This is a genomic window from Shewanella woodyi ATCC 51908, assembly GCF_000019525.1.
Classification (GTDB): Bacteria; Pseudomonadota; Gammaproteobacteria; order Enterobacterales; family Shewanellaceae; genus Shewanella; species Shewanella woodyi.
Window position 1 is genome coordinate 127,552 of sequence record NC_010506.1, and the last position, 19,224, is coordinate 146,775.

The following is a 19,224-nucleotide window of genomic DNA, read 5'->3' on the forward strand; positions in this document are numbered from 1 at the left end:
GTAAAACAGGCTTATTACTTAGTAAAAGCGATCGCTTCTACTTCAACTAGCGCGTCTTTTGGAAGGCGAGCAGCTTGAACACATGAACGAGCTGGTGCTGCTTCAGTACCGAAAACTTCAGTGTACACTTCGTTGAAAGCAACGAAATCTTCCATATCGGCTAAGAAACAAGTGGTTTTAAGTACTGTATCAGTGCCTGCGCCAGCTTGCTCTAGAACAGCTTTAAGGTTCTTTAGTGATTGGTAAGCTTGCTCTTTGATCCCACCCTCTACGAAAGCCATAGTTGCTGGATCCAGTGGTAGCTGACCTGATGTAAATACTAACTTGTCGAAAGCAAGTGCTTGAGAGTATGGACCAATTGCAGCAGGAGCATTTTCAGTATGGATTACAGTTTTCATAGCTTAGTTATCTCTGATAATTAGGATTTAAATTCACGGATGTACTTGTACACCGCATGCTTGGTAATGCTTAAATGGTTAGCAACAATATTTGTTGCCTCTTTCAATTCAAAGATGCCGTTATCAAACAACACCTTAGTAATAGCTTTATTGCGGCCTTTTAGGTTAACGCTAGTATCTGCATCGACCTCAGATATCGCATGAGTTAACGCTTGCTCGACCACATCGCCAGCAGAAGCGCTGAAGTTCTCTGTCATATCGAAACTTTGATGCTGTGACGTATCAGGCATCAGAGTCTTGATGATCTCCGGAAATGGATGCGACAGGTTCATGTTGACGCAAAACATACCAATTGGCTTGCCATCTTCACCGGCGAGGATACAGGTGCTGGATTTCAACATCTCACCCCCCTTGTTATTACTGAAATAACTTTTAGGGGTGACCTCTCCGGTTTGCTCATAAAGGCGCAACATCTTCAGGCCAAGATCGGTAATGGGTGAGCCCTCTTTTCGGCCCGTGTGATGTCCATTGACTATTTTGACTACTGACTGTTCAAAGTTCTCTAAAGAGTGAATAACGACTTCACAGTGAGGGCCAATCAGATCAGCCATGCTGTCAGCTAAACGAAAGTAGCCTTCCAGTAACTCACGATCCCTTGAAGTAAATTCCGTTTTGTAGGTATGTTCTGTCGTTTTGATCATTTCAGATTACTTTTGTGAACTATAGATGCTGTTATTGTCAACGTTTTAGCTTTTTAACACAAGCCTACAATTAACTTTATGTAACTATGGGACGTTTTTTTGGGCTTTTACGCAAGTTAATTTTTCTGATAGTTCAATTTATTTGACTTTGATCATGCTTTTTCTGTTTGAGTACGCTGCCTTGGTCAACAAATTTTAACTGCAAGATCTAGGTCACATTTTTAAATTCTGCAAACAGTATGATGCGCAACAAGTTAACGATAGTTGACTAAAACAGGTTTCCGGTCACTTTAGTGACCTTTTGGCAAATAGGCCAGTTGTGTGGGATGTGGAGATAAAAATGAAAAGCATATTACAGCGTGGATTTACAACAGCAGAATTTGAGATGCGTGCAACTAAAGCTCAGCAGAAGATGCGTGAGTTAGAAGTTGACGCCATTCTGTTAACTACTGAGCCAAATGTGCGTTACTTTTCAGGTTTTCACACCCAGTTCTGGCACAGCCCAACTCGTCCATGGTTCCTAATTCTTCCCGCAGAAGGTAAGCCAATCGCAGTTATCCCTGAGATCGGTGCAAGCGGTATGGCGGGCACTTGGGTTGAAGATATCCACACTTGGGCTTCACCACGTCCAGATGACGACGGTATCAGCATCGTAGCTAGCGTACTTAACAGCCTACCTGCACGCTTTGGCCGTGTAGGTGCAACGCTAGGTATTGAGTCTCACCTACGTATGCCAGTGGCTAACTACTTACAGTTAACCACATTAGTAAGCAAAGAATTCGTTGACGTATCGCTAGCTATCCATGAGCTACGTCAAGTTAAGTCAGTGGCTGAGATCGACAAGGTTCGTGAAATCTGTCGTATCACTAACGTGGGCTTCGACAAGATCCCAGGTTACGCCAAAGCAGGCATGACTGAGCGTGAGATCTGTAAACAGTTCGGTATCGACATGCTGATGGAAGGCGCTGATGAATGTCCATACATCATCGCAGGTTCAGGCCAAGACGGTTACGACAGCATCATCATGGGGCCAACAGACCGCGTGATTGAAGATGGTGACGTATTAATCATCGACACAGGTGCGGTACGTGATGGTTACTTCTCAGACTTCGATCGTAACTGGGCATTTGGCCACGCAAGTGAACAAACAAAAGCGGCTTACCGTGCAACGTACGAAGCAACCACTATGGGCTTCGAGGCTGCACGTCCAGGTAACACCACTTCTGATATCTACAACGCAATGTGGAAAGTACTAGAAGCTAACGGTGCATTGGGTAACGACGTGGGTCGTCTAGGTCACGGCTTAGGTATCGAGCTAACTGAGCGTCCATCAAATACAGCAACTGACAACACAGTATTAGTGCCAGGCATGGTGATGACATTAGAGCCAGGCATGGTTTACGCACCGGGTAAGTCTATGGTGCATGAAGAGAATATCGTTATTACTGAAACTGGGGCTGAGTGGCTAAGCAAGCGCGCAGAACCTGAACTACTGATTATCAAATAATTTTAACAGCCATTGATCTCTCAGGAGGGGACTTGAGAGATCATCACTTAAGAGCATCTCATTATGATGAGTTTTGAAGCATTTACATCGTTTGAACAGCCGCTAGAGCATCAGCAGGCACCAAGAATCAACCGCGTACATATTGGTTTAGTGCAGTTAAGCACTGATCACAGTCTAGAGATGGACTGGGCTAAGTTACTCGGTACACAAGCAGGCGTATTTAGCTCTCGCGTCTACTACTCAAGCGAAATGACACCTGAAGCACTCGATCAAATCGCTAACGGCATCGTTGAAGCGTCTGATTTGATCGCAACAGGTCTGCCAATGGATGTGATGGCATTTGGCTGCACATCAGCTTCAATCATTATTGGTGAAGAGAAAGTAGCTGGTCTACTGACTCAAAACCGTGGCGACATTCCTGCTACCAACCCATGGACAGCGGCTAAAGCATCGTTTAAACATCTGAATGCGAAAAAAATCGCGGTGTTCTCTCCATACCCAACCAGCGTTAATTACCCTCTTTACCAACAACTAACCGATGCAGACTTTGATGTCGTGACCTTAGGTTCATTAGGTATCGAGCGCGATACAGACATTACTTTGGTCTCTAAAGAATCTATGTTCGCAGCACTTGAGCTAATGCTCAAAGATTCAGACGCTGAACTGGTTTTCATGTCATGCACCAACCTACGCGTACTCGATTATATCGAAGAGATCGAAGCTAAATTTGGTATCCCAGTTGTTTGCAGTAACTCAGCCATGTTCTGGCATGCGATGCACCTAACTGGCAAAGCCGCGATCTGTCCAGGTTACGGAAAATTACTTAATAATCAATCAGCATAAGCTGTTGACTACCGATAAAAAATTGTTGGAAGAATAATAATGTCTAATACACAGAAAGGTTGGTTGGCTGCTATTTTCGTTGGTCTATTGTGGGGTATCCCGTGGATCGTTGGTACACCTATTCTTGAGGTGATGGATCCTCAAGTGCTTGTTTGGTTACGTTACACCGTTGCCTTTATTACCTTAGGTCTAATCTTCAACATAGGTCTTGCGTCAGGCAAGATGACCAAGAAAGCCGATTTTAAACTGAATTGGCAGAACCGTAATGACATCTTTTGGGCTGCATGCTGCGGTATCATAGGCCAAGGCTCTTTTAGCTTCCTATCTTTCCTCTCTCTGGACTACATCACCGCCTCTGAAAACGGTGTGATCCAGGGTTTGATCCCAATTCTTATCTTGAGTGTCGGTTTCCTACGTCATAACGAGCGCTTCACTGTGATGCAGATGATGTGTGCACTAGGTGCTTTCCTCGGTGTGGCGATTCTAGTGATGGATCCACAATCTGAAACTCAAGGATTCAACATAGGTCACCTGATCTGTTTCGGCTCAGCAGCAAGCTTTGCCTGTATGGCTTACGCTCGTGCCAAGTTGGCAGAAAAGTATGGCTCTGTAGCGACGATGTTCCACCAGTTTGTCTTCGCATCGCTAGGTTTTGGTCTGTACCTGTTCGTTGTTGGCGCTGATTTTAGCTCTGCATTGAACGTATTCAGCTCGCCATTACGCATTATGTGTATCGTGATTTTAGGTGTATGTATCTCTGGTATGAGTTACCTAGTTTACATCTACGGTATGGAACGTGTTGGTGTTGACGGTACCGGTATGGCACTGAACCTAATGCCACTATCTTCATTCATCTTAGCGGTATTCGCTCTTGGTGAGCAGGTCACACCGATGCGCTTAGTGGCTATCGCTGTGGTTATCACCTCGATGATCGCCTTTATGAAGTTAGGCAATCAGAAGAAGGACAAGCCAGTTGAACAGGCTGCACTGAACACGACTAAACCTTGTCGTAGTCAGTAATAGAGTTATCAAGTTATCCAAGCTAAAAAGTCAATTTCTGAGTTTGATAGAAGTTAAACAAAAATAATATAAGGCTAATGATATGACTGTAACGAATAAAGATAATCTACTGGGATGGACTGCTGCGATTGCAGTGGCTGGGATCTGGGGCGTGACAGGGGTTGTATCTAAACCTCTTTCAATGGCCGTTGACCCTATGACTCTAGTGTTCTTTAGGTATGTTACAGCTGTCATTGGTCTCTCTGTTATCTTTATGATCACTTCAAGGTTCACATCTTTAAGCAAAGATTTGGGATCGTCCTTGAAGATAGATAAAGGGGATATCGCTAAAATTGCTCTGTGCGGCATCATTGGGCAAGGTGTGTTCTCACTGTTTAACTTCCTATCACTTTCCCACATCGGGGCGACAGAGAATGGCGTGATACAGGGGATGCAGCCTTTTGCGACTGTGTTTTTCGGAATGATGTTCATGAACTTTAAGATGAGCAAAATTCAGTGGGGCGCATTTATCGCATCGGCAGTGTGTATCTATGCCATGAGTGTGGGGCCAACTAACCAAGTTGAGAATGGCTCCTCTGTAATGGGTTATGTCTATGTTACTTGCTCCATGTTGTCTTTAGCGTGGACAGCTCACCTTAGGGCGAGCTTAGCTGAGAAGTATGGCTCTGTTGTGTCGATGCTATATCAATATATCTCAGTGGCGGTTATGGGCATTATCGTTGTGGTTGCGATGGACTTAGATCTATCACAAATCAACATTATTCTTGCGAACCCACTCCTGCTTGGCCTGTTGATCTTCCTAGGTATGGGGATCTCAGGTGGTAGCTACTTAATCCAGCTTTACTCTTTTAAAAAGATAGGTGTTGAAAAGGCCACCATGGCCCTGAACCTGATGCCACTTGTTGGCTATATCGTTGCGGTATTGACCTTAGGTGAGCAGTTACATCTCTCTAAAACCATCATTGTTTCGCTGATTGTAGTGGCGCTGTATGTGTTCACTAAATTTGAAGCAAAACCAGAAATAAACAAGTCACTGAAGCCACAAGAAGCTTAGTGGCTAGCTGTAAAATACGTAGGAAAACAGATGAATATCGAACAGAAAGTTATTGAATGGCGTCACCACATTCACCAGCACCCAGAGTTTGGCACCCAGGAGCACGAGACTGCTGCATTTGTGGCAAGCAAACTGGAAGAGTTTGGTATTGAAGTGCATACAGGTATCGGCGGCACAGGTGTTGTGGGTATTTTAAAGTGCGGTGACAGTGAGCGTTCAATCGGTCTACGCGCCGACATGGATGCACTGCACATTCATGAAGAAAACACCTTCGATTACGCATCGGTAAATGAAGGCGCAATGCATGCTTGTGGTCACGACGGTCACACGGCAATGCTACTTGCTGCAGCCCATGAGCTGGCACAAACTAAGAACTTCGACGGTACGGTTTACTTCATCTTCCAACCAGATGAAGAGCGCGGCACTGGCGCTAAAGCGATGATCGCTGACGGCTTATTCACCCGCTGGAAAATCGACGGCGTGTACGCGATGCACAACCTACCGGGTATTGAAGCTGGTCACTTCGTGACTCGCCCACACTCAGTAATGGCCAGTGAAAGCAGCTTTGAAATCGAAGTGCTAGCGACTGGCGGCCACGCGGCAATGCCACACATGGGTACAGACCCTATAGTTGTTGGCGCGCAAATCGTCACTGCAATTCAAACGATTGTATCGCGTAACCTAAGTGCGATTGATGAAACTGCGGTTATTTCGGTCACTGAGTTTGCCACTAACGGTACCGTTAACGTTATCCCAACTAAAGTGACCATCACAGGTGATACTCGTAGCTTTACTGATGGTGCGTTAAACAAAATCGAAAAAGCCCTTGAGCGCGTGGTTGCGGGTCAGTGTATGTCTGCAGGCGTTGATTACACTTACAAGTTCAACAATAGCTTCCTATCGACTATCAACACGCCAGCTGAAACGGCTTTCGCGGTTCGCGCTGCACAGACGGTTGTTGGCGAAGATAAAGTTAACGGCAGCTGCCAGCCATTCACTATCAGTGAAGACTTCTCGTTCATGCTACGTGAAGCGCCAGGTTGTTACATTCTAGTGGGTAACGGCGCAGGCTGTGGTTGTGGTAGCGTGGCGCTACATAAGCCAACTTATGACTTTAACGACAACATCTTGGTATCTGGTTTGAGATACTGGCAGACGCTTGTAGAGCAGTGCTTGGCTAAGTAGTTCGTTATAAACTATTTGCTATAAACAGCAGTGTATAGATTAAGGCTATGAGTTTAGGTTCATAGCCTTTTTTGTGTCTAATCTGTGGTTGATTGCGGCTATACCAGTTTGTGAACCTTTTAAATTAGATACCGATATCAGCGCCATAACTCATTTGAAGCTCTAGCCGAATAGATAAGGACTTACTCCTGTCACTCTTCTCAAATTTCAAAGCTCATTTTTAAAACTAAATTCAAAAAGCTGAACCTAGATTAAGGAATTTCTTATATTTTGCAGGTAACCTCCCGCGCCTGCTGTTTTTGCTATTTGGCTACCTGCTAGTTAGCACTGAATATGATTTTAAGAGGATTGCACTTGAGCACTTTGTTTTCACCGGGCCGCATTGGCAACATGACACTGAAAAATCGCTTTGTACGAAGCGCGACGTGGGAAAATATGGCGACTGAAACAGGCCATATGACCGACAAGCTGTACTCTGTGTATGAGGAGCTGGCTCAAGGTGAGGTGGGGCTGATAGTGACTGGCTATGCAAACATTGTTGCCGAGGAAAAGCCTAACGCAGGCATGATGGGTATGTACGATGACTCGTTTATTGTTGAGTACCAAAAGCTAACCGAACTTGTACATGGCTATGATTCTAAAATCGTCATGCAGCTGGCCTATGGTGGCACTAAGACTACATTCAATGTCGGTGAGCGAGTGATCTTTGCACCGAGCGCCATTGCTGAACGTGGTACTCAAACCTTAGGTAAGGCGATGACGAAGGAGGAGATTGATTACATCGTTAAAGCATTTGCACAGGCGAGCCTTCGCGCGCAAAAGTCTGGTTTCGATGGGGTTGAGATCCATGCAGCGCATACCTATCTTATCAACCAGTTCTTAAGCCCTTACTATAACCAACGTCAAGATGAGTATGGTGGCAGTTTAGAGAACCGTATGCGTTTCTTACTGGAGATCTACGCTGAGATCCGCAAGCTGGTGGGTGAGGATTATCCCGTTTTAGTGAAGCTTACTGCCTCTGAGTTTTTTGAAGGCGGATTAACCTTTGATGAAACGCGTACCATCTGTAAAAAGTTAGAATCGATTGGTGTTGATGCCATTATTATCTCAGGCAATATCCATGGCAATGCTAATACGGTGGTGGGTGAGTCATTTGATGGCTATACCATTCAAAATGAAGGCTACTTTCGTGAATTTGGTGCTGTTGTAAGTGAAGAGGTGAACTTGCCAATTATCACGGTTGGAGGGCTTGCTGATATCTGTGCCATCGAAGAGCTAGCTGAAACTACAAATATTCAATTTTTTGCGCTATCGCGACCTTTACTTGCAGAGCCACAGTTAATCAAACGTTGGTTAGCGGGAAGTAAGGTGGAGGTGGATTGTGAGCGCTGCTCAAAGTGCCGCACCAAACGAGGTAACTTTTGTGTCGTGTATAGAAAGCGCAGATAAGGGAAGTTGTACTGAGTTTAGTGGTGATTGAGGGGCGGTTGCTTGTTATTTGGTTCGTTTTCTAGATAAATGTCTCGACTCTTATTGCTAGTGTAGATTATTTTATCCTTTGGTAATGCTACAAATGGTTTAAAAGGATTTTTAATTATGCTCAACGAGAAGGTTCCAGTCGTCATTCATAACACACTAGAGAAGGTGTTCGAATCGGCACGATTAAGTAATAGTAAAACAGATATTGAAAGCTTTTATACCGAACTTATTCAGTCACCTTTATACCTGTTAAGTGATGCCTCCGATCCCGCTGATAATGAAGATGCTGAGGAGTTAGCAGGTCAAGGTGCGCAATCTATCAGTATTATGCAGTGGTATATCGATTTAGAGGATGGGGATGCTTTTCCTTTTACTCCAGTGTTTACTTCGCAACAAGCACTTGATGCTGCAAAAACACAGATGGAAAAAGAGGGCACAGAGTACCATGGTCAGCTTGAGTTGGAAGCCAGTACTGTTCTACAGATGTTAGTGAATGCCGATAGCGATATTATGCTCAACCCTAATACATCTTTGTCGAAAGCGATTGATGAGAATGAGATTAGATATATGCTCTTTCCTAGTGTGGGTTTGATTGAGCATCGAGGCCAGCTACAAATAGTGGGAGAGGTGTTGAATGCTGGACTGCCACTTCTGGACGTACTTCGTCAGATGTTATCGTCATATTCGAAAGTGAACGCTGCTTATTTAATTGATTCATGCCGTTTAGATTTTCAGAAAAGTTGCTCCGATCATCAGTTTTATCTAGGGTTAACCTTTGATGATACTGATTATGCCGATGAACTCAGTCGGATCCGTTCTGAGATTTTTAATATTCACCGTAAAATTGAGCTTAACGGTTGGGATATTAGCATCCACCTTGTTGAAACTGGTGATGAGATGAGTGAGTATCTTCTTGCTCAAACCTCACCGTTTTATAACAGATCCTTGATGAGTCGAATTAAATCTTGGTTTAGCTGATTCTATATCGTTCAGAGTCGATAGTTACTAGCCACACAGCGATAGCCTATAGCTAATATCGAGTTGGCCGTGTGTATTTAGCCTCCATTATGGGAGGCTAAAAGCTGGTTGATCTCATTATCTGTAAAATAGTGTTGATATTATACCAATCAGTATAAGAGGTTGATCTACTCAGAGTGTCTTTTGGCAAACTAATTCAAGGCGAATGGATGATAGAATGGTTGTTCCCTTGTGAATTCATTCAACGCAGAAGTAGGCAGCCAAAAACACTCCTTACAGGCGAGTTTTAGCGGTGCTGATGCTGTGTTAACGAGCTAAACCGTAGAATAACTATGCTTTTCACTCGTTGTCTTGCCTCAGAACCGCTAAACTCTCGCTGAGCGATCAAATCTTTATACTGATTGGTATTACCCCTCTCTAGTAACAATGAGTAATAGACAAATCTGTAAATCACCTTTTTATACTACAAAACTTCCAGCAATTAATTATTCAAAACTTTATAGCTAGTAACTAACGATTAAAAATACAGTTAGGTATAGATAGTGCCGCTTTTAATACTTATCGTTGTAGTGCTTTATTTACTTTTGGCTACCTAACTGAACCTATTAAATTGTTTTGTTAATTTCAATTAAAACAATTGGATAATTACAATGTTATTAGTGTAATTAAAACCACATCAATATGACATGTTTAACTAGTGAATACCGCCATTATTAATATTGCCTTTATAACAAAGACTTACTTTATATTTATATGTGGATAGTAAAATCAATAGAGTTGTACTGGTGCTTTAGATACTTTTAAAAACCTTTTTACTGTTCACACCCTGAGACGGATCTATTTTATAAAAATATTAACGAGGGTTTTATGGATATTAAAAATATCAAATATTATATCGGCGCCGCCGGTATTTTTCTAAGTTTAGGTGCTCAAGCGGCCCCACCTCTCTCTTTGAGTCAACCTGAATTAGCAAAAAATACAGAAATCAAAGAGATGCCAGCGCAAGATAATATGAAATTAAGACAGCGTGATGAGGTTGAGCGGGCACTCAATACCGACAGCTACCTGCTTAAGTTTGCTGAACCAATTCAAGTCGCTATTACGCCTGATAAGTGGCAATCGCAACTGGTGACCCAAGATGGTAAAAGCAGTGAAATGTCTATTTGGCGTACCAAAATTGTCTCTAGCGATGCGCTATCACTGAACTTTGGTTTCAGTGAGTTCTTTATGCCTGAAGGTGGTTCACTGCATATCTATACGCCAGATGGCTCGCAAAAGATCCGTCCCTTTACTGCAAAAGATAATGATGATCATGGTCAACTCTGGACACCCATGTTGAGAGGGGATAGCGCGGTAATCGAGGTCAATATTCCAACCAAGCAGTTAAAGCAACTCAAACTTAAGTTGAGTGCGGTCAACCATGGTTATTTAGGGGCCAATATAAAAGATATTTATGACACTCTATCTGGCTCCTGTAATGTTGATGTAGTCTGTGGTGCTGGTGATGAGTGGCGTGATCAGATACGTTCAGCCGCGGCAATCAGTTTAGGTGGTTCAGGTTTCTGTTCTGGTGGTGCGTTGAACAATACCGCCAATGACGGACGTGGCTTCTTCCTGACCGCTTTCCATTGTGGCATTAATGCTGGTAACGCAGCTTCATTGGTAACCTATTGGAACTTTGAGAGTAGTTACTGTCGAGATCCAGGTAGCGGTGATAGCGGTGGCCCGGGTGATGGAACCTTAGATCAGTTCAATACTGGTGCGATCTTTAGGGCTGGTTACTCTCCATCTGATATGACACTGGTTGAGCTTGATGATCCTTTCGACCCTGGTCACAACGTCTTTCTTGCGGGTTGGAACGCTGCCGATGAGACCTCCACATCTGCGGTTGCTATTCACCACCCTAGCGTAGATGAAAAGCGTATCAGTTTTGAAAATGACGCAACCACAATTACCTCATACGGTAGTAATCCCACTCCAGGAGACGGTACTCATATTAGGGTTATCGACTGGGATCTGGGTACAACCGAAGGTGGCTCCTCGGGCTCACATCTATTTGATCAGAATAAGCGAGTAATTGGTCAGCTCCATGGTGGTGGTGCTGCATGTGGTAATGATCTGTCAGATTGGTATGGACGCATACATACCTCATGGGATGGTGGCGGTACTGCTAGCACCCGATTGAGTACTTGGCTTGACCCTGAAAACACTGGCCAAATAGCCATAGACGGAATGAATGCAACCGATCCAGGTGACAATCAACTTCCTGTGGCTAACATGAATGGCCCATATCTAGGATTTGTTGATACGACTGTAGACTTCAGTAGTGCAGGCTCTGAAGATCCAGATGGAACGATTGTAAGCTTCCTTTGGGATTTCGGTGATGGTAGTGATACCAGCGAGCTTGAGAACCCATCCCATGTTTATACGGCCCGTGGTAACTTTGAGGTATCACTTAAAGTAACCGATGATGAGGGCGCGTCGAGAACGGCTTACACTCAGGCAGCTATCTTCGACCAAGGTGAGGATGAGCTGGTTAATGAGGTACCGAGAACCGATCTTGCAGCGGGTACTGGTGAAGCCATCTACTTCTATATGCAGGTGCCTGCAGGTGCGACGGATCTGGAGTTCATTACCGAGGGGTCAAACGGTGATGCAGATCTTTATGCTAAACAAGGTACTCTGCCGACGTTAAGTGACTACGATTGTCGCTCCTACTCATCAAGTAGCAATGAAACCTGTAGCTTCCCTACACCGACATCAGGTGTGTGGTATGTGATGGTTAATGCTTACTCTACTTATGATGGGCTGACATTGACCGGATCCTATAGCGCCGATCAGACTAACCTGCCACCAGTTGCCAGTTTCGATGCCAGCTTTACTGATGGTGAAGGCACCTTTACCAGTACCAGTACAGATGCCGATGGTAGCATTGTAACTTGGGCTTGGGACTTTGGTGATGGCAGTACTGGAAGTGGTGAGAGTACAACTCACAACTACAATAGCTCTGGTAACTATACTGTTTCGCTGACTGTTACTGATGATGACGGTGCTCAACACGCTGTGAGTCAGAGTTATGATGTGACTATTCCTGTTAGTGATATCGAGGCTTCTGTTATCCGTGCGCTTAAGTCACGCCGCGGCAGTGTGATGGTTGATCTCAGATGGGATGGCGCGATCGGAAACACTGTCAGCATCTACCGTGATGGTGAGATGGTGGCTGAGACGAGTAATGATGGTCGTTTCCGTGACCGTTTCAGAACTACCACAGCTGATAGCGCTGAGTATAAGATCTGTGACTCCTCTGGATGCTCTAACACCTTTACTGCAAGTTTCTAGACTGTATAGGTGATTGACGATAAACCCGGCTATATGCCGGGTTTATTTTTAATAGGAGAGATACCAATAGCATTACTCTTGATATGTTAGCTTGCCTGTTTCGTCGTAATACTTGCTGCTAACCTCTTTTCCTTTACCGTCTAGTTTCCTGAGTATCATGAGCTGGCCATTTTCATGGAAGACTTTAACTTGCTTATCTATAATGATGCCATCGGCATAGTGCTCGCGCTTTTGTAGTTGCCCGTTACAGTAAAACTGTTCGAACAATCCATGTTCAATATTTTTACGGTAATGCTCTATGGCTTGCAGTTGCCCGTTTTCTTGGCAAAATCTGAGTACTTTCCCGTCAAGCGTGATGGAGGGGTAGATGTAATGCTTCTCTGATTGACGATAGCCATTGGGCCAGTACGTATCTAGTTGTGAACGGTTACTTTGCCTATCATAGTTGAATTGGGTACGAATTTTACCGCTAAAGAAATAAGTGATTTCATTAAGCTTCTTTAGATCTTCATCTCGAAATTCACCATTACTGGAGAGCTGGCCATTGGCATAATAGCGTTTCCAGCGTTGTCGCTTCTCACCATTTTGAGCAAAATAGGTATGTATCCATTCTCGACCTTTTTCGTAGCTAATGCTCTCGACTATATCTTCGCCATCAAATCGTTTAAAACTATTGATAATACCCTCTTCGGTATAGAAATCTTCAGTTAGCTTTTCACCCTCTTGATATATTGTGCGGCTTCTTAATTTATCACTTTTATAGTGGTAAACCAGATGCTCACCATCTTTGAGGCCTTGATTAAACCAACCTTGGAATTTGAGATGTACTTCGTTAGCTGAAAAGCTAAAGCCGTGTTTTAGTCCGTCTTTATATTGAGCTGCGTTGAAATGATTGCCATACATGCTGGTGCTAACACCAATGCCAGTAAAGGGCTTACCACGATAACCCGTTAGGCAATCTTGATTGATGGTGAGCCCTTGCTCCTCTGTTTCCGAGCACTCTATCTGTTCAAGCTCTTCTTCATTAATGGGATGAGTTGGCACCTGCTCACAGCCGCTAAAAAACAGCAGTGTTACAATTAACGCTATAGGATTAGAGCTAAGCTTTACAGGCTTATTGAATGACAATTAGTGATGCTCCGTTTTAATGAGCTTACCGAATTGATCATAGTAGACCCAGTCACCAGATTGTCGATTGCTAATGTAGCTGCCTTCGCTGCGTTTCTCGCCATTGGGCCAGTAACTTTGCCATAATCCCTCTTTTCTCTCTCTTAAATAGGTGCCTTTTTCAGATAACTTACCGTTAGGGTGGAAGTAGCTGGCTTCTCCCTCCTTTTGCCCTTTGAGCCACTGCTCTTGATACTTTTTCTTACCTGTTTGAAAGTAATGAATAAGCTCGCCATCTAGTTTACCTTTTGCATAATGTGCTTGCTGCTTTAGCTGACCATTGCTGTAGTACTCAAGTTGCTTTCCATGTTGTTTTCCATCAAGAAACTCAACACTTAAGGACTGCATGCCATCTTCAAACCAAAGCTCCCAATGGCCAATCTGCTTTCCTTCAAGCATCTCTCCTTGACGCTTTACTTGACCGTTGTCGACGTAATACTCAGCGTAGGGACCTGTTTGCTCACCATTTTTATAGGTTTCACTGCGATAGCGTATTTTTTTAAAGCTGAAGTATTCGCGAAGGCCATTTAGCTTATTCTGTTGATATTGACTGGTACGATAGATATTGCCCTCAGGGATGGTACCAAAGGTGGGATCGCTCTCTTGATAGCGATAGTCTGTCCATAGTCCATCTCTTTGATTATCTAAATACTGCCCTGTGACGCGTCTGCGGCCGTTATAGTATTCAGCATAATCGCCATTAAGCTTGCCCTCTTTAAAGGTTTGCTTGCGGCTGACTAGTCCTTGTTGATAATGAAGCCAAAGACCCTCTTTTTCACCGTTAAGGTATTTACCTTCATCATTGGGATCGCCATTTGCGTACCAACGGGCATAGTTGCCGTGGTATGGGAAACGATAATTTGAGTCGCTTTTTTCTGTGGCGTAGTGAATAAGCTCTCGTGGAGAGCCTGTATCGTAAAATGATTCATATTTACCTGCCCACTTGCCATCAATTCGGGTTCCACGCTCCTTTAGAGTGCCGTCTTCAAAGTAGCTCTCAGCAGTTCCAGTTTGTTTTCCCTGCTTATACTGATTTAGGCTACGTACCGTATCTTTATCATAGTAGACGATTTGGTCCCCATGACGTTCACCTGCATGCCACTGTTCCCGTTTATGGATAACCCCCTGCCGATAACGCTCAAACTTTCCCTGTTTTAGCCCCATCTCATAATAGCCTTTTGAGATTAACCGGCCCTCTGAGTCATAGGTTTCTTGTATTCCCTGAAGTGGATATTGGTCGTTATCAGTTAAGTTTGAAGTGTGATAGTTGGTGACTTTTTTTAGCTCACCATTATCAAAATAGGTTTTTTGAGTGCCAGCTTGTTTGCCCTCTTTATAGTTCTGCTCAATGATCAATACACCAGAAAGGTTGTAGTAGGACTGAGCACCATCTAATAGCCCATTTTTGTATTGCTCTTTCTCCAACAAGGTTCCATTGTCACTGTAACGCAGTAACTCTCCTTGGCGTAGATCGTTTTGATAGTGTGATTGAATTGAGACCTGACCATTGGGATGATATTCAAGAGCATTGCCATTACGGCTATCTGCCTCATAGTGGGTTTCACTTTCAGGCGTGCCATCATCATAGGATCTCAGCCATTTTCCTTGGCGTTGTCCGTCAGCATTGTATTGACCTTTGACTAAGGTTTGCCCTTGGTTATTTTGTTCTAGATAGGGGCCTGATACTTGGTTATTAGCATATTGCTGACTGAGCGCCAATGTGCCATTTTCATGGTAACTCTCCCATAAACCATGTCGAAGATTATCTAAATAGCTCTCTTTAGCCTGTAATTTGCCGCTATTGAAAAATCGTTTTACAAGGGACTTTTGGCCCTCTTTATAATCCGTGGTTTGATAGATAGAGCCTTGACGATTATATTGCTCCCAGCGGCCAGTGGGCACACCTTTGATATAGTGCTGAATTTCATTTATGCCACCACTCATATCAAACAGCTGCCACTTACCATCTTGGTAGCCATTGAGGTACAGGCCATCGACCAGCTTTTGATTGTTGGGGAGAAAGACTTGCCATTGACCGTTTGGAAGCCCCTGTGAGAATTGCCCTAAGGTATAGCCTTGGTTATCCCTGACGATAGAGATATCGCCATTCAGTGCCATACCATTGGCTATGTTGTAATAAAAACCAACTCCGTCTTGCTGACGAACCTCTATCATGGCGGAGGAGATATTTTGTGTTGCTGATGCAGGTAAACTGATTAGTGTTACGCTAACCATGATGAGGCTTGCGATTATGGATTGGTAAAAATGCATTAAAACTTCCCTGACTTAATATCTTGTTAAAATCTAGTTATATCAATTACTCCATTGTCTGCATTATACATAAAATTAGAATCTCGGAGTAAATCAGGTTGGTTTTATCATCTTTTTACAATTCACCTTTTGATGTATTCGTCTGTTCTTTGTGGCGGAAGCATTGTTTATCTACTGTATCGGCTTCAGTCTATTTATTGCTTTTTCATCAATTTTAGGCTGTTCACTTTTACGAAAATTAAGGGGACGGTTTTCCGCACAGTGCATTCGTCATTTATTTGCTAAAACTGACTTTATTTTTGCGACTAACGCTTTATTTTTCGAGGTGTTTAGCGCATCTGGATGAGGTGATGTAAATCGGCCTACATCATTGTCAAAGTATCTACCCGAAGCGTTGGCAAACTCATCTGAAAGTGCGGCACGGCAAAGTATATCGACACCGATGTTTAAGTCTCCCCCTTTAATACCATAGGCCTCTTTTACCATTTTACTTCCTAATAACGAGGCTGGATTGAGCGAGATAATTGCTGGCCCCTTCTCTTTGTATTGCTCTGCCATATAGATTGACCACATGATTAGACCCAGCTTACTTTGTGCGTAAATGTTACTGTCTTCAATATCATTATTGGGTCTGGTTAAACTGTCTAAATCGACATGAGATTGGGCTGCCGATGAAAGATTGATGATTCGACCTGAGGTATCAAATAGGTCTACTAGCCGCTGCGTAAGTAAAAATGGCGCTATGGTATTTACAACAAAGCGAACATCTAGGCCATCTTCCGTATCTATTTTGACAGTTTTATATACACCAGCGTTATTGATTAGCACATCAATTTTTTGATGTTTATCCATAATTGTATCAGCGAGTGCTTCAACATCGGAAAGGTTAGATAGATCAGAGCAGTAACTTTCAACCACTCCTGCTCCTGCTAACCCTGATAATATTTCACTAACGTCTGCTAGCTTAGTTGGATTACGGCCATGGATTAGTACATGGTGCCCGTTTGAAACAAGAGCTTTAGCAGTCTCCAGCCCTATGCCATCTGTAGAGCCAGTAATAAGAATAACTTTTTTCATTGAGGAACTCCGTTAATAGCGATATAAGAGTCACCTCCTAGTAAGTACAGGCTTCACTAGGAGGTGATTTTTATATATAGCTAAGGCAATAAATAGTATTGAATAGATAACCGTAGTTAGCGTTGAAGCTTACTATTAATTAGTGTTTAGTTAATCTGGTATTAGTTAATATCCTGAACTTTCATGACCAAATCATCCCAATTACGCTGGTTGTCGATATCGTGTTGTAACCCTTGTTCATCAGCAATTGTAAAACGTTTAATAGCAGCTGTTTTACTGGTTGACTGGTAAAGCCAATATGCTTCTGCCTTAAGGGCCTCCTCAATCGGTTGATCGATAGATTCATATACCGCTCGCTTGCAAGCATTAATCGACTCTGCGGGAAATCTAGCAATACGCTGAGCTAGGTTTTTTACATAATCGTCAATTTCATCTGGCTCTAGTGCTTTATTGATAGTGCCGTATGCTTCTGCTTCATCTGCACCAAAATCTCGGGCGCTAAGAATTATTTCTAGTGCGCGGCCTAGCCCTGTTTGACGTGCCATACGAGATGCACCTCCACCACAGGGGAGAATACCCATCGCAACCTCCATCTGCATGAATTTGTATTTACCGCGTGCTGCAAAACGCATATCACACGCAAGAGCGAATTCATGTCCCCCACCGCGTGCAAAGCCTTCAAGTTTAGCAATGGTTGCTTGAGGTAATTTACTGATGCGATCTAATACTTTTTGTAAATCTAGAAGTTCCACCTCGCTGCGTGAAACGGCTTTGGTTGAAAGATCTTTAAGAAGATTAGTATCGTAGTGGCAAACCCAGATCTCTGGGTTTGCTGACTGGAATATAACAACCTTTACTTCATGATCTCTTTCCAGTCGCATCGCAAGAGAGTTCAAATCCGATATCATCTCAAGACCTTGTAGATTCACCGAACCGAAGTTAAAAGTGATGGTAAGGATTGAATCTTCAAGTTTTGCATTAAATGTTTTGTAACCTTCATAAGTCATGATCGTATTCCTTGTAATACCTTGCTATGGCGTTTTAGATACTTTATTTTTCAATTGAAAGTAAGGTTAACAATGTGTTGCTGAAATGATAATTGGACTGTTTAATAAAACAGTTATAAACATTCTTTAATAAAAGTGGGTTATGTTATTTAAGGAGATAGAACTGAAGAGTTAAATCTTTTGACGACGAAGAGTTGTCATATTTTATGTTCAATAAGGATAGAGATGAATATTGAAGATCTTAGACTTTTTGTTCGGCTTGCGGTGACAAATAACATTAGCAAGGCAGGACAAGATTTGGGCCTTTCTCCTCCTCTTGCAAGTATTCACATTAATCGATTGGAGAAAACCTTAGGCGCGCGTCTAGTTCATCGCACCACTCGAAAGGTTTCGTTGACTGAAGAGGGGATAACGTTTCTGCCCCATGCTGAGGAGATTATTCTTCGGGTAGATGAAGCTATGGAATCTGTAGGAAAAGGACTTACAAGACCTCAAGGAGTACTAAAAATTTCTGCGCCATCTTCATTTGGTCGCATGCATTTAATGCCCGCATTGAAAGGGTTTCTTACTCAGCATCCTGCTATTTCCGTCGACATACAGTTAACCGATACCATGGTTGACTTAGTTGCAGGTGGATTTGATGTAGGAATAAGAAATTCTGAATTAAAAAGTTCGAGTTTAGTTGCAAGAAAGCTAGCTGTAGATAGACGAATAATATGTGCCTCTCCTGAATATATTCGTGAAAATGGACAACCGAGTAGCCCTGAGGAGCTTAGAGATCACCAATGTATTAACCTTAAGGGCTTAGAAGGTTGGACTTTTGAGACTTTAAACGGAAACGTGAATATTAATACTAAGGGAAACGTACGTGTTGATCAGGGCGAAGCAGTAAGAGATGCATGTATCAATGGTATGGGGGTTGCTATGTGCGCAACTTGGATTGCTTACGAACATCTGAAACGAGGTGATTTGATTCAAATTTTAAAAGATTACCCCTTAATCGACGATGCATCAATCTGGGCAATATACCCGAGCTCAAAACTTCTTGCTCCCAAAATAAGGGCTTTTATTGACTATTTCTCAGTGTATTACGGAACTCCTGCATATTGGGATACTTAAGTGTCAGGAGTGTTTCGCTTTATGTATATTTTTTCTTAATGCTATCGAATCGAGTTAAATATAGCTGCGTCAGTACCTT

At 43.1% G+C, this 19,224-nt stretch carries 15 protein-coding genes; 9 read left to right on the top strand and 6 right to left on the bottom strand.

The genetic code is table 11. The annotated features are described in order from the left end of the window. Positions 1 to 14 precede the first annotated feature (14 nt). Entirely contained in the window at positions 15 to 398 is a 384-nt protein-coding gene (locus tag SWOO_RS00560) for a RidA family protein (protein ID WP_012322756.1), read from the bottom strand. Positions 399 to 418: 20 nt separating this feature from the next. Then, positions 419 to 1,099, bottom strand: coding sequence for a helix-turn-helix transcriptional regulator (locus SWOO_RS00565; protein ID WP_012322757.1), 681 nt, complete (start codon positions 1,097 to 1,099; stop codon positions 419 to 421). Between the two features lie 340 nt (positions 1,100 to 1,439). On the opposite strand from SWOO_RS00565, the gene SWOO_RS00570 reads away from it, so the two are divergent. The 8 genes from SWOO_RS00570 (at position 1,440) to SWOO_RS00605 (ending at position 12,504) form a co-directional block, all read left to right on the top strand. Beyond that, positions 1,440 to 2,606, top strand: coding sequence for a M24 family metallopeptidase (locus SWOO_RS00570; protein WP_012322758.1), 1,167 nt, complete (start codon positions 1,440 to 1,442; stop codon positions 2,604 to 2,606). 63 nt (positions 2,607 to 2,669) lie between these two features. Beyond that, the gene (locus tag SWOO_RS00575; RefSeq protein WP_012322759.1) at positions 2,670 to 3,449 is read left to right on the top strand and encodes a maleate cis-trans isomerase family protein; all 780 of its coding nucleotides are present in this window, start codon (positions 2,670 to 2,672) and stop codon (positions 3,447 to 3,449) included. Positions 3,450 to 3,488: 39 nt separating this feature from the next. After that, positions 3,489 to 4,469, top strand: coding sequence for a DMT family transporter (locus SWOO_RS00580; RefSeq protein ID WP_012322760.1), 981 nt, complete (start codon positions 3,489 to 3,491; stop codon positions 4,467 to 4,469). Positions 4,470 to 4,551: 82 nt separating this feature from the next. Then, positions 4,552 to 5,523, top strand: a complete 972-nt coding sequence (locus SWOO_RS00585) for a DMT family transporter (RefSeq protein ID WP_012322761.1) — start codon at positions 4,552 to 4,554, stop codon at positions 5,521 to 5,523. A gap of 30 nt (positions 5,524 to 5,553) precedes the next feature. Next, complete coding sequence (locus SWOO_RS00590) at positions 5,554 to 6,708, top strand: M20 aminoacylase family protein (RefSeq protein WP_012322762.1); 1,155 nt, start codon at positions 5,554 to 5,556, stop codon at positions 6,706 to 6,708. A 354-nt stretch (positions 6,709 to 7,062) separates the two neighbouring features. Then, positions 7,063 to 8,157 (top strand): NADH:flavin oxidoreductase, encoded by a 1,095-nt coding sequence (locus SWOO_RS00595; RefSeq protein ID WP_012322763.1) that lies wholly within the window; start codon positions 7,063 to 7,065, stop codon positions 8,155 to 8,157. Between the two features lie 147 nt (positions 8,158 to 8,304). Next, positions 8,305 to 9,165, top strand: a complete 861-nt coding sequence (locus tag SWOO_RS00600; RefSeq protein WP_012322764.1) for an enhanced serine sensitivity protein SseB C-terminal domain-containing protein — start codon at positions 8,305 to 8,307, stop codon at positions 9,163 to 9,165. A gap of 867 nt (positions 9,166 to 10,032) precedes the next feature. Continuing rightward, positions 10,033 to 12,504 (top strand): PKD domain-containing protein, encoded by a 2,472-nt coding sequence (locus tag SWOO_RS00605; protein ID WP_012322765.1) that lies wholly within the window; start codon positions 10,033 to 10,035, stop codon positions 12,502 to 12,504. Positions 12,505 to 12,576: 72 nt separating this feature from the next. Here the strand turns inward: SWOO_RS00605 and SWOO_RS00610 are convergent, their stop codons facing one another. The 4 genes from SWOO_RS00610 to SWOO_RS00625 form a co-directional block, all read right to left on the bottom strand. Beyond that, positions 12,577 to 13,632, bottom strand: coding sequence for a toxin-antitoxin system YwqK family antitoxin (locus SWOO_RS00610; protein WP_012322766.1), 1,056 nt, complete (start codon positions 13,630 to 13,632; stop codon positions 12,577 to 12,579). Beyond that, entirely contained in the window at positions 13,633 to 15,942 is a 2,310-nt protein-coding gene (locus SWOO_RS00615) for a toxin-antitoxin system YwqK family antitoxin (RefSeq protein ID WP_012322767.1), read from the bottom strand. It lies immediately after the preceding gene. Between the two features lie 270 nt (positions 15,943 to 16,212). Further along, complete coding sequence (locus tag SWOO_RS00620; RefSeq protein ID WP_012322768.1) at positions 16,213 to 17,019, bottom strand: SDR family NAD(P)-dependent oxidoreductase; 807 nt, start codon at positions 17,017 to 17,019, stop codon at positions 16,213 to 16,215. A gap of 161 nt (positions 17,020 to 17,180) precedes the next feature. After that, positions 17,181 to 18,026: an enoyl-CoA hydratase/isomerase family protein gene (locus SWOO_RS00625; protein ID WP_012322769.1), complete on the bottom strand. Its 846-nt coding sequence runs from the start codon at positions 18,024 to 18,026 to the stop codon at positions 17,181 to 17,183. Positions 18,027 to 18,251: 225 nt separating this feature from the next. On the opposite strand from SWOO_RS00625, the gene SWOO_RS00630 reads away from it, so the two are divergent. Further along, the gene (locus tag SWOO_RS00630; RefSeq protein ID WP_012322770.1) at positions 18,252 to 19,145 is read left to right on the top strand and encodes a LysR family transcriptional regulator; all 894 of its coding nucleotides are present in this window, start codon (positions 18,252 to 18,254) and stop codon (positions 19,143 to 19,145) included. Positions 19,146 to 19,224: the final 79 nt, after the last annotated feature.

What these genes read in the sequence shown, in the direction of transcription:
- SWOO_RS00560 (WP_012322756.1), bottom strand. Translation starts at nt 398, where the DNA reads ATGAAAACTGTAATCCATACTGAAAATGCTCCTGCTGCAATTGGTCCA.
- SWOO_RS00565 (WP_012322757.1), bottom strand. Translation starts at nt 1,099, where the DNA reads ATGATCAAAACGACAGAACATACCTACAAAACGGAATTTACTTCAAGG.
- SWOO_RS00570 (WP_012322758.1), top strand. Translation starts at nt 1,440, where the DNA reads ATGAAAAGCATATTACAGCGTGGATTTACAACAGCAGAATTTGAGATG.
- SWOO_RS00575 (WP_012322759.1), top strand. Translation starts at nt 2,670, where the DNA reads ATGATGAGTTTTGAAGCATTTACATCGTTTGAACAGCCGCTAGAGCAT.
- SWOO_RS00580 (WP_012322760.1), top strand. Translation starts at nt 3,489, where the DNA reads ATGTCTAATACACAGAAAGGTTGGTTGGCTGCTATTTTCGTTGGTCTA.
- SWOO_RS00585 (WP_012322761.1), top strand. Translation starts at nt 4,552, where the DNA reads ATGACTGTAACGAATAAAGATAATCTACTGGGATGGACTGCTGCGATT.
- SWOO_RS00590 (WP_012322762.1), top strand. Translation starts at nt 5,554, where the DNA reads ATGAATATCGAACAGAAAGTTATTGAATGGCGTCACCACATTCACCAG.
- SWOO_RS00600 (WP_012322764.1), top strand. Translation starts at nt 8,305, where the DNA reads ATGCTCAACGAGAAGGTTCCAGTCGTCATTCATAACACACTAGAGAAG.
- SWOO_RS00605 (WP_012322765.1), top strand. Translation starts at nt 10,033, where the DNA reads ATGGATATTAAAAATATCAAATATTATATCGGCGCCGCCGGTATTTTT.
- SWOO_RS00615 (WP_012322767.1), bottom strand. Translation starts at nt 15,942, where the DNA reads ATGCATTTTTACCAATCCATAATCGCAAGCCTCATCATGGTTAGCGTA.
- SWOO_RS00620 (WP_012322768.1), bottom strand. Translation starts at nt 17,019, where the DNA reads ATGAAAAAAGTTATTCTTATTACTGGCTCTACAGATGGCATAGGGCTG.
- SWOO_RS00625 (WP_012322769.1), bottom strand. Translation starts at nt 18,026, where the DNA reads ATGACTTATGAAGGTTACAAAACATTTAATGCAAAACTTGAAGATTCA.
- SWOO_RS00630 (WP_012322770.1), top strand. Translation starts at nt 18,252, where the DNA reads ATGAATATTGAAGATCTTAGACTTTTTGTTCGGCTTGCGGTGACAAAT.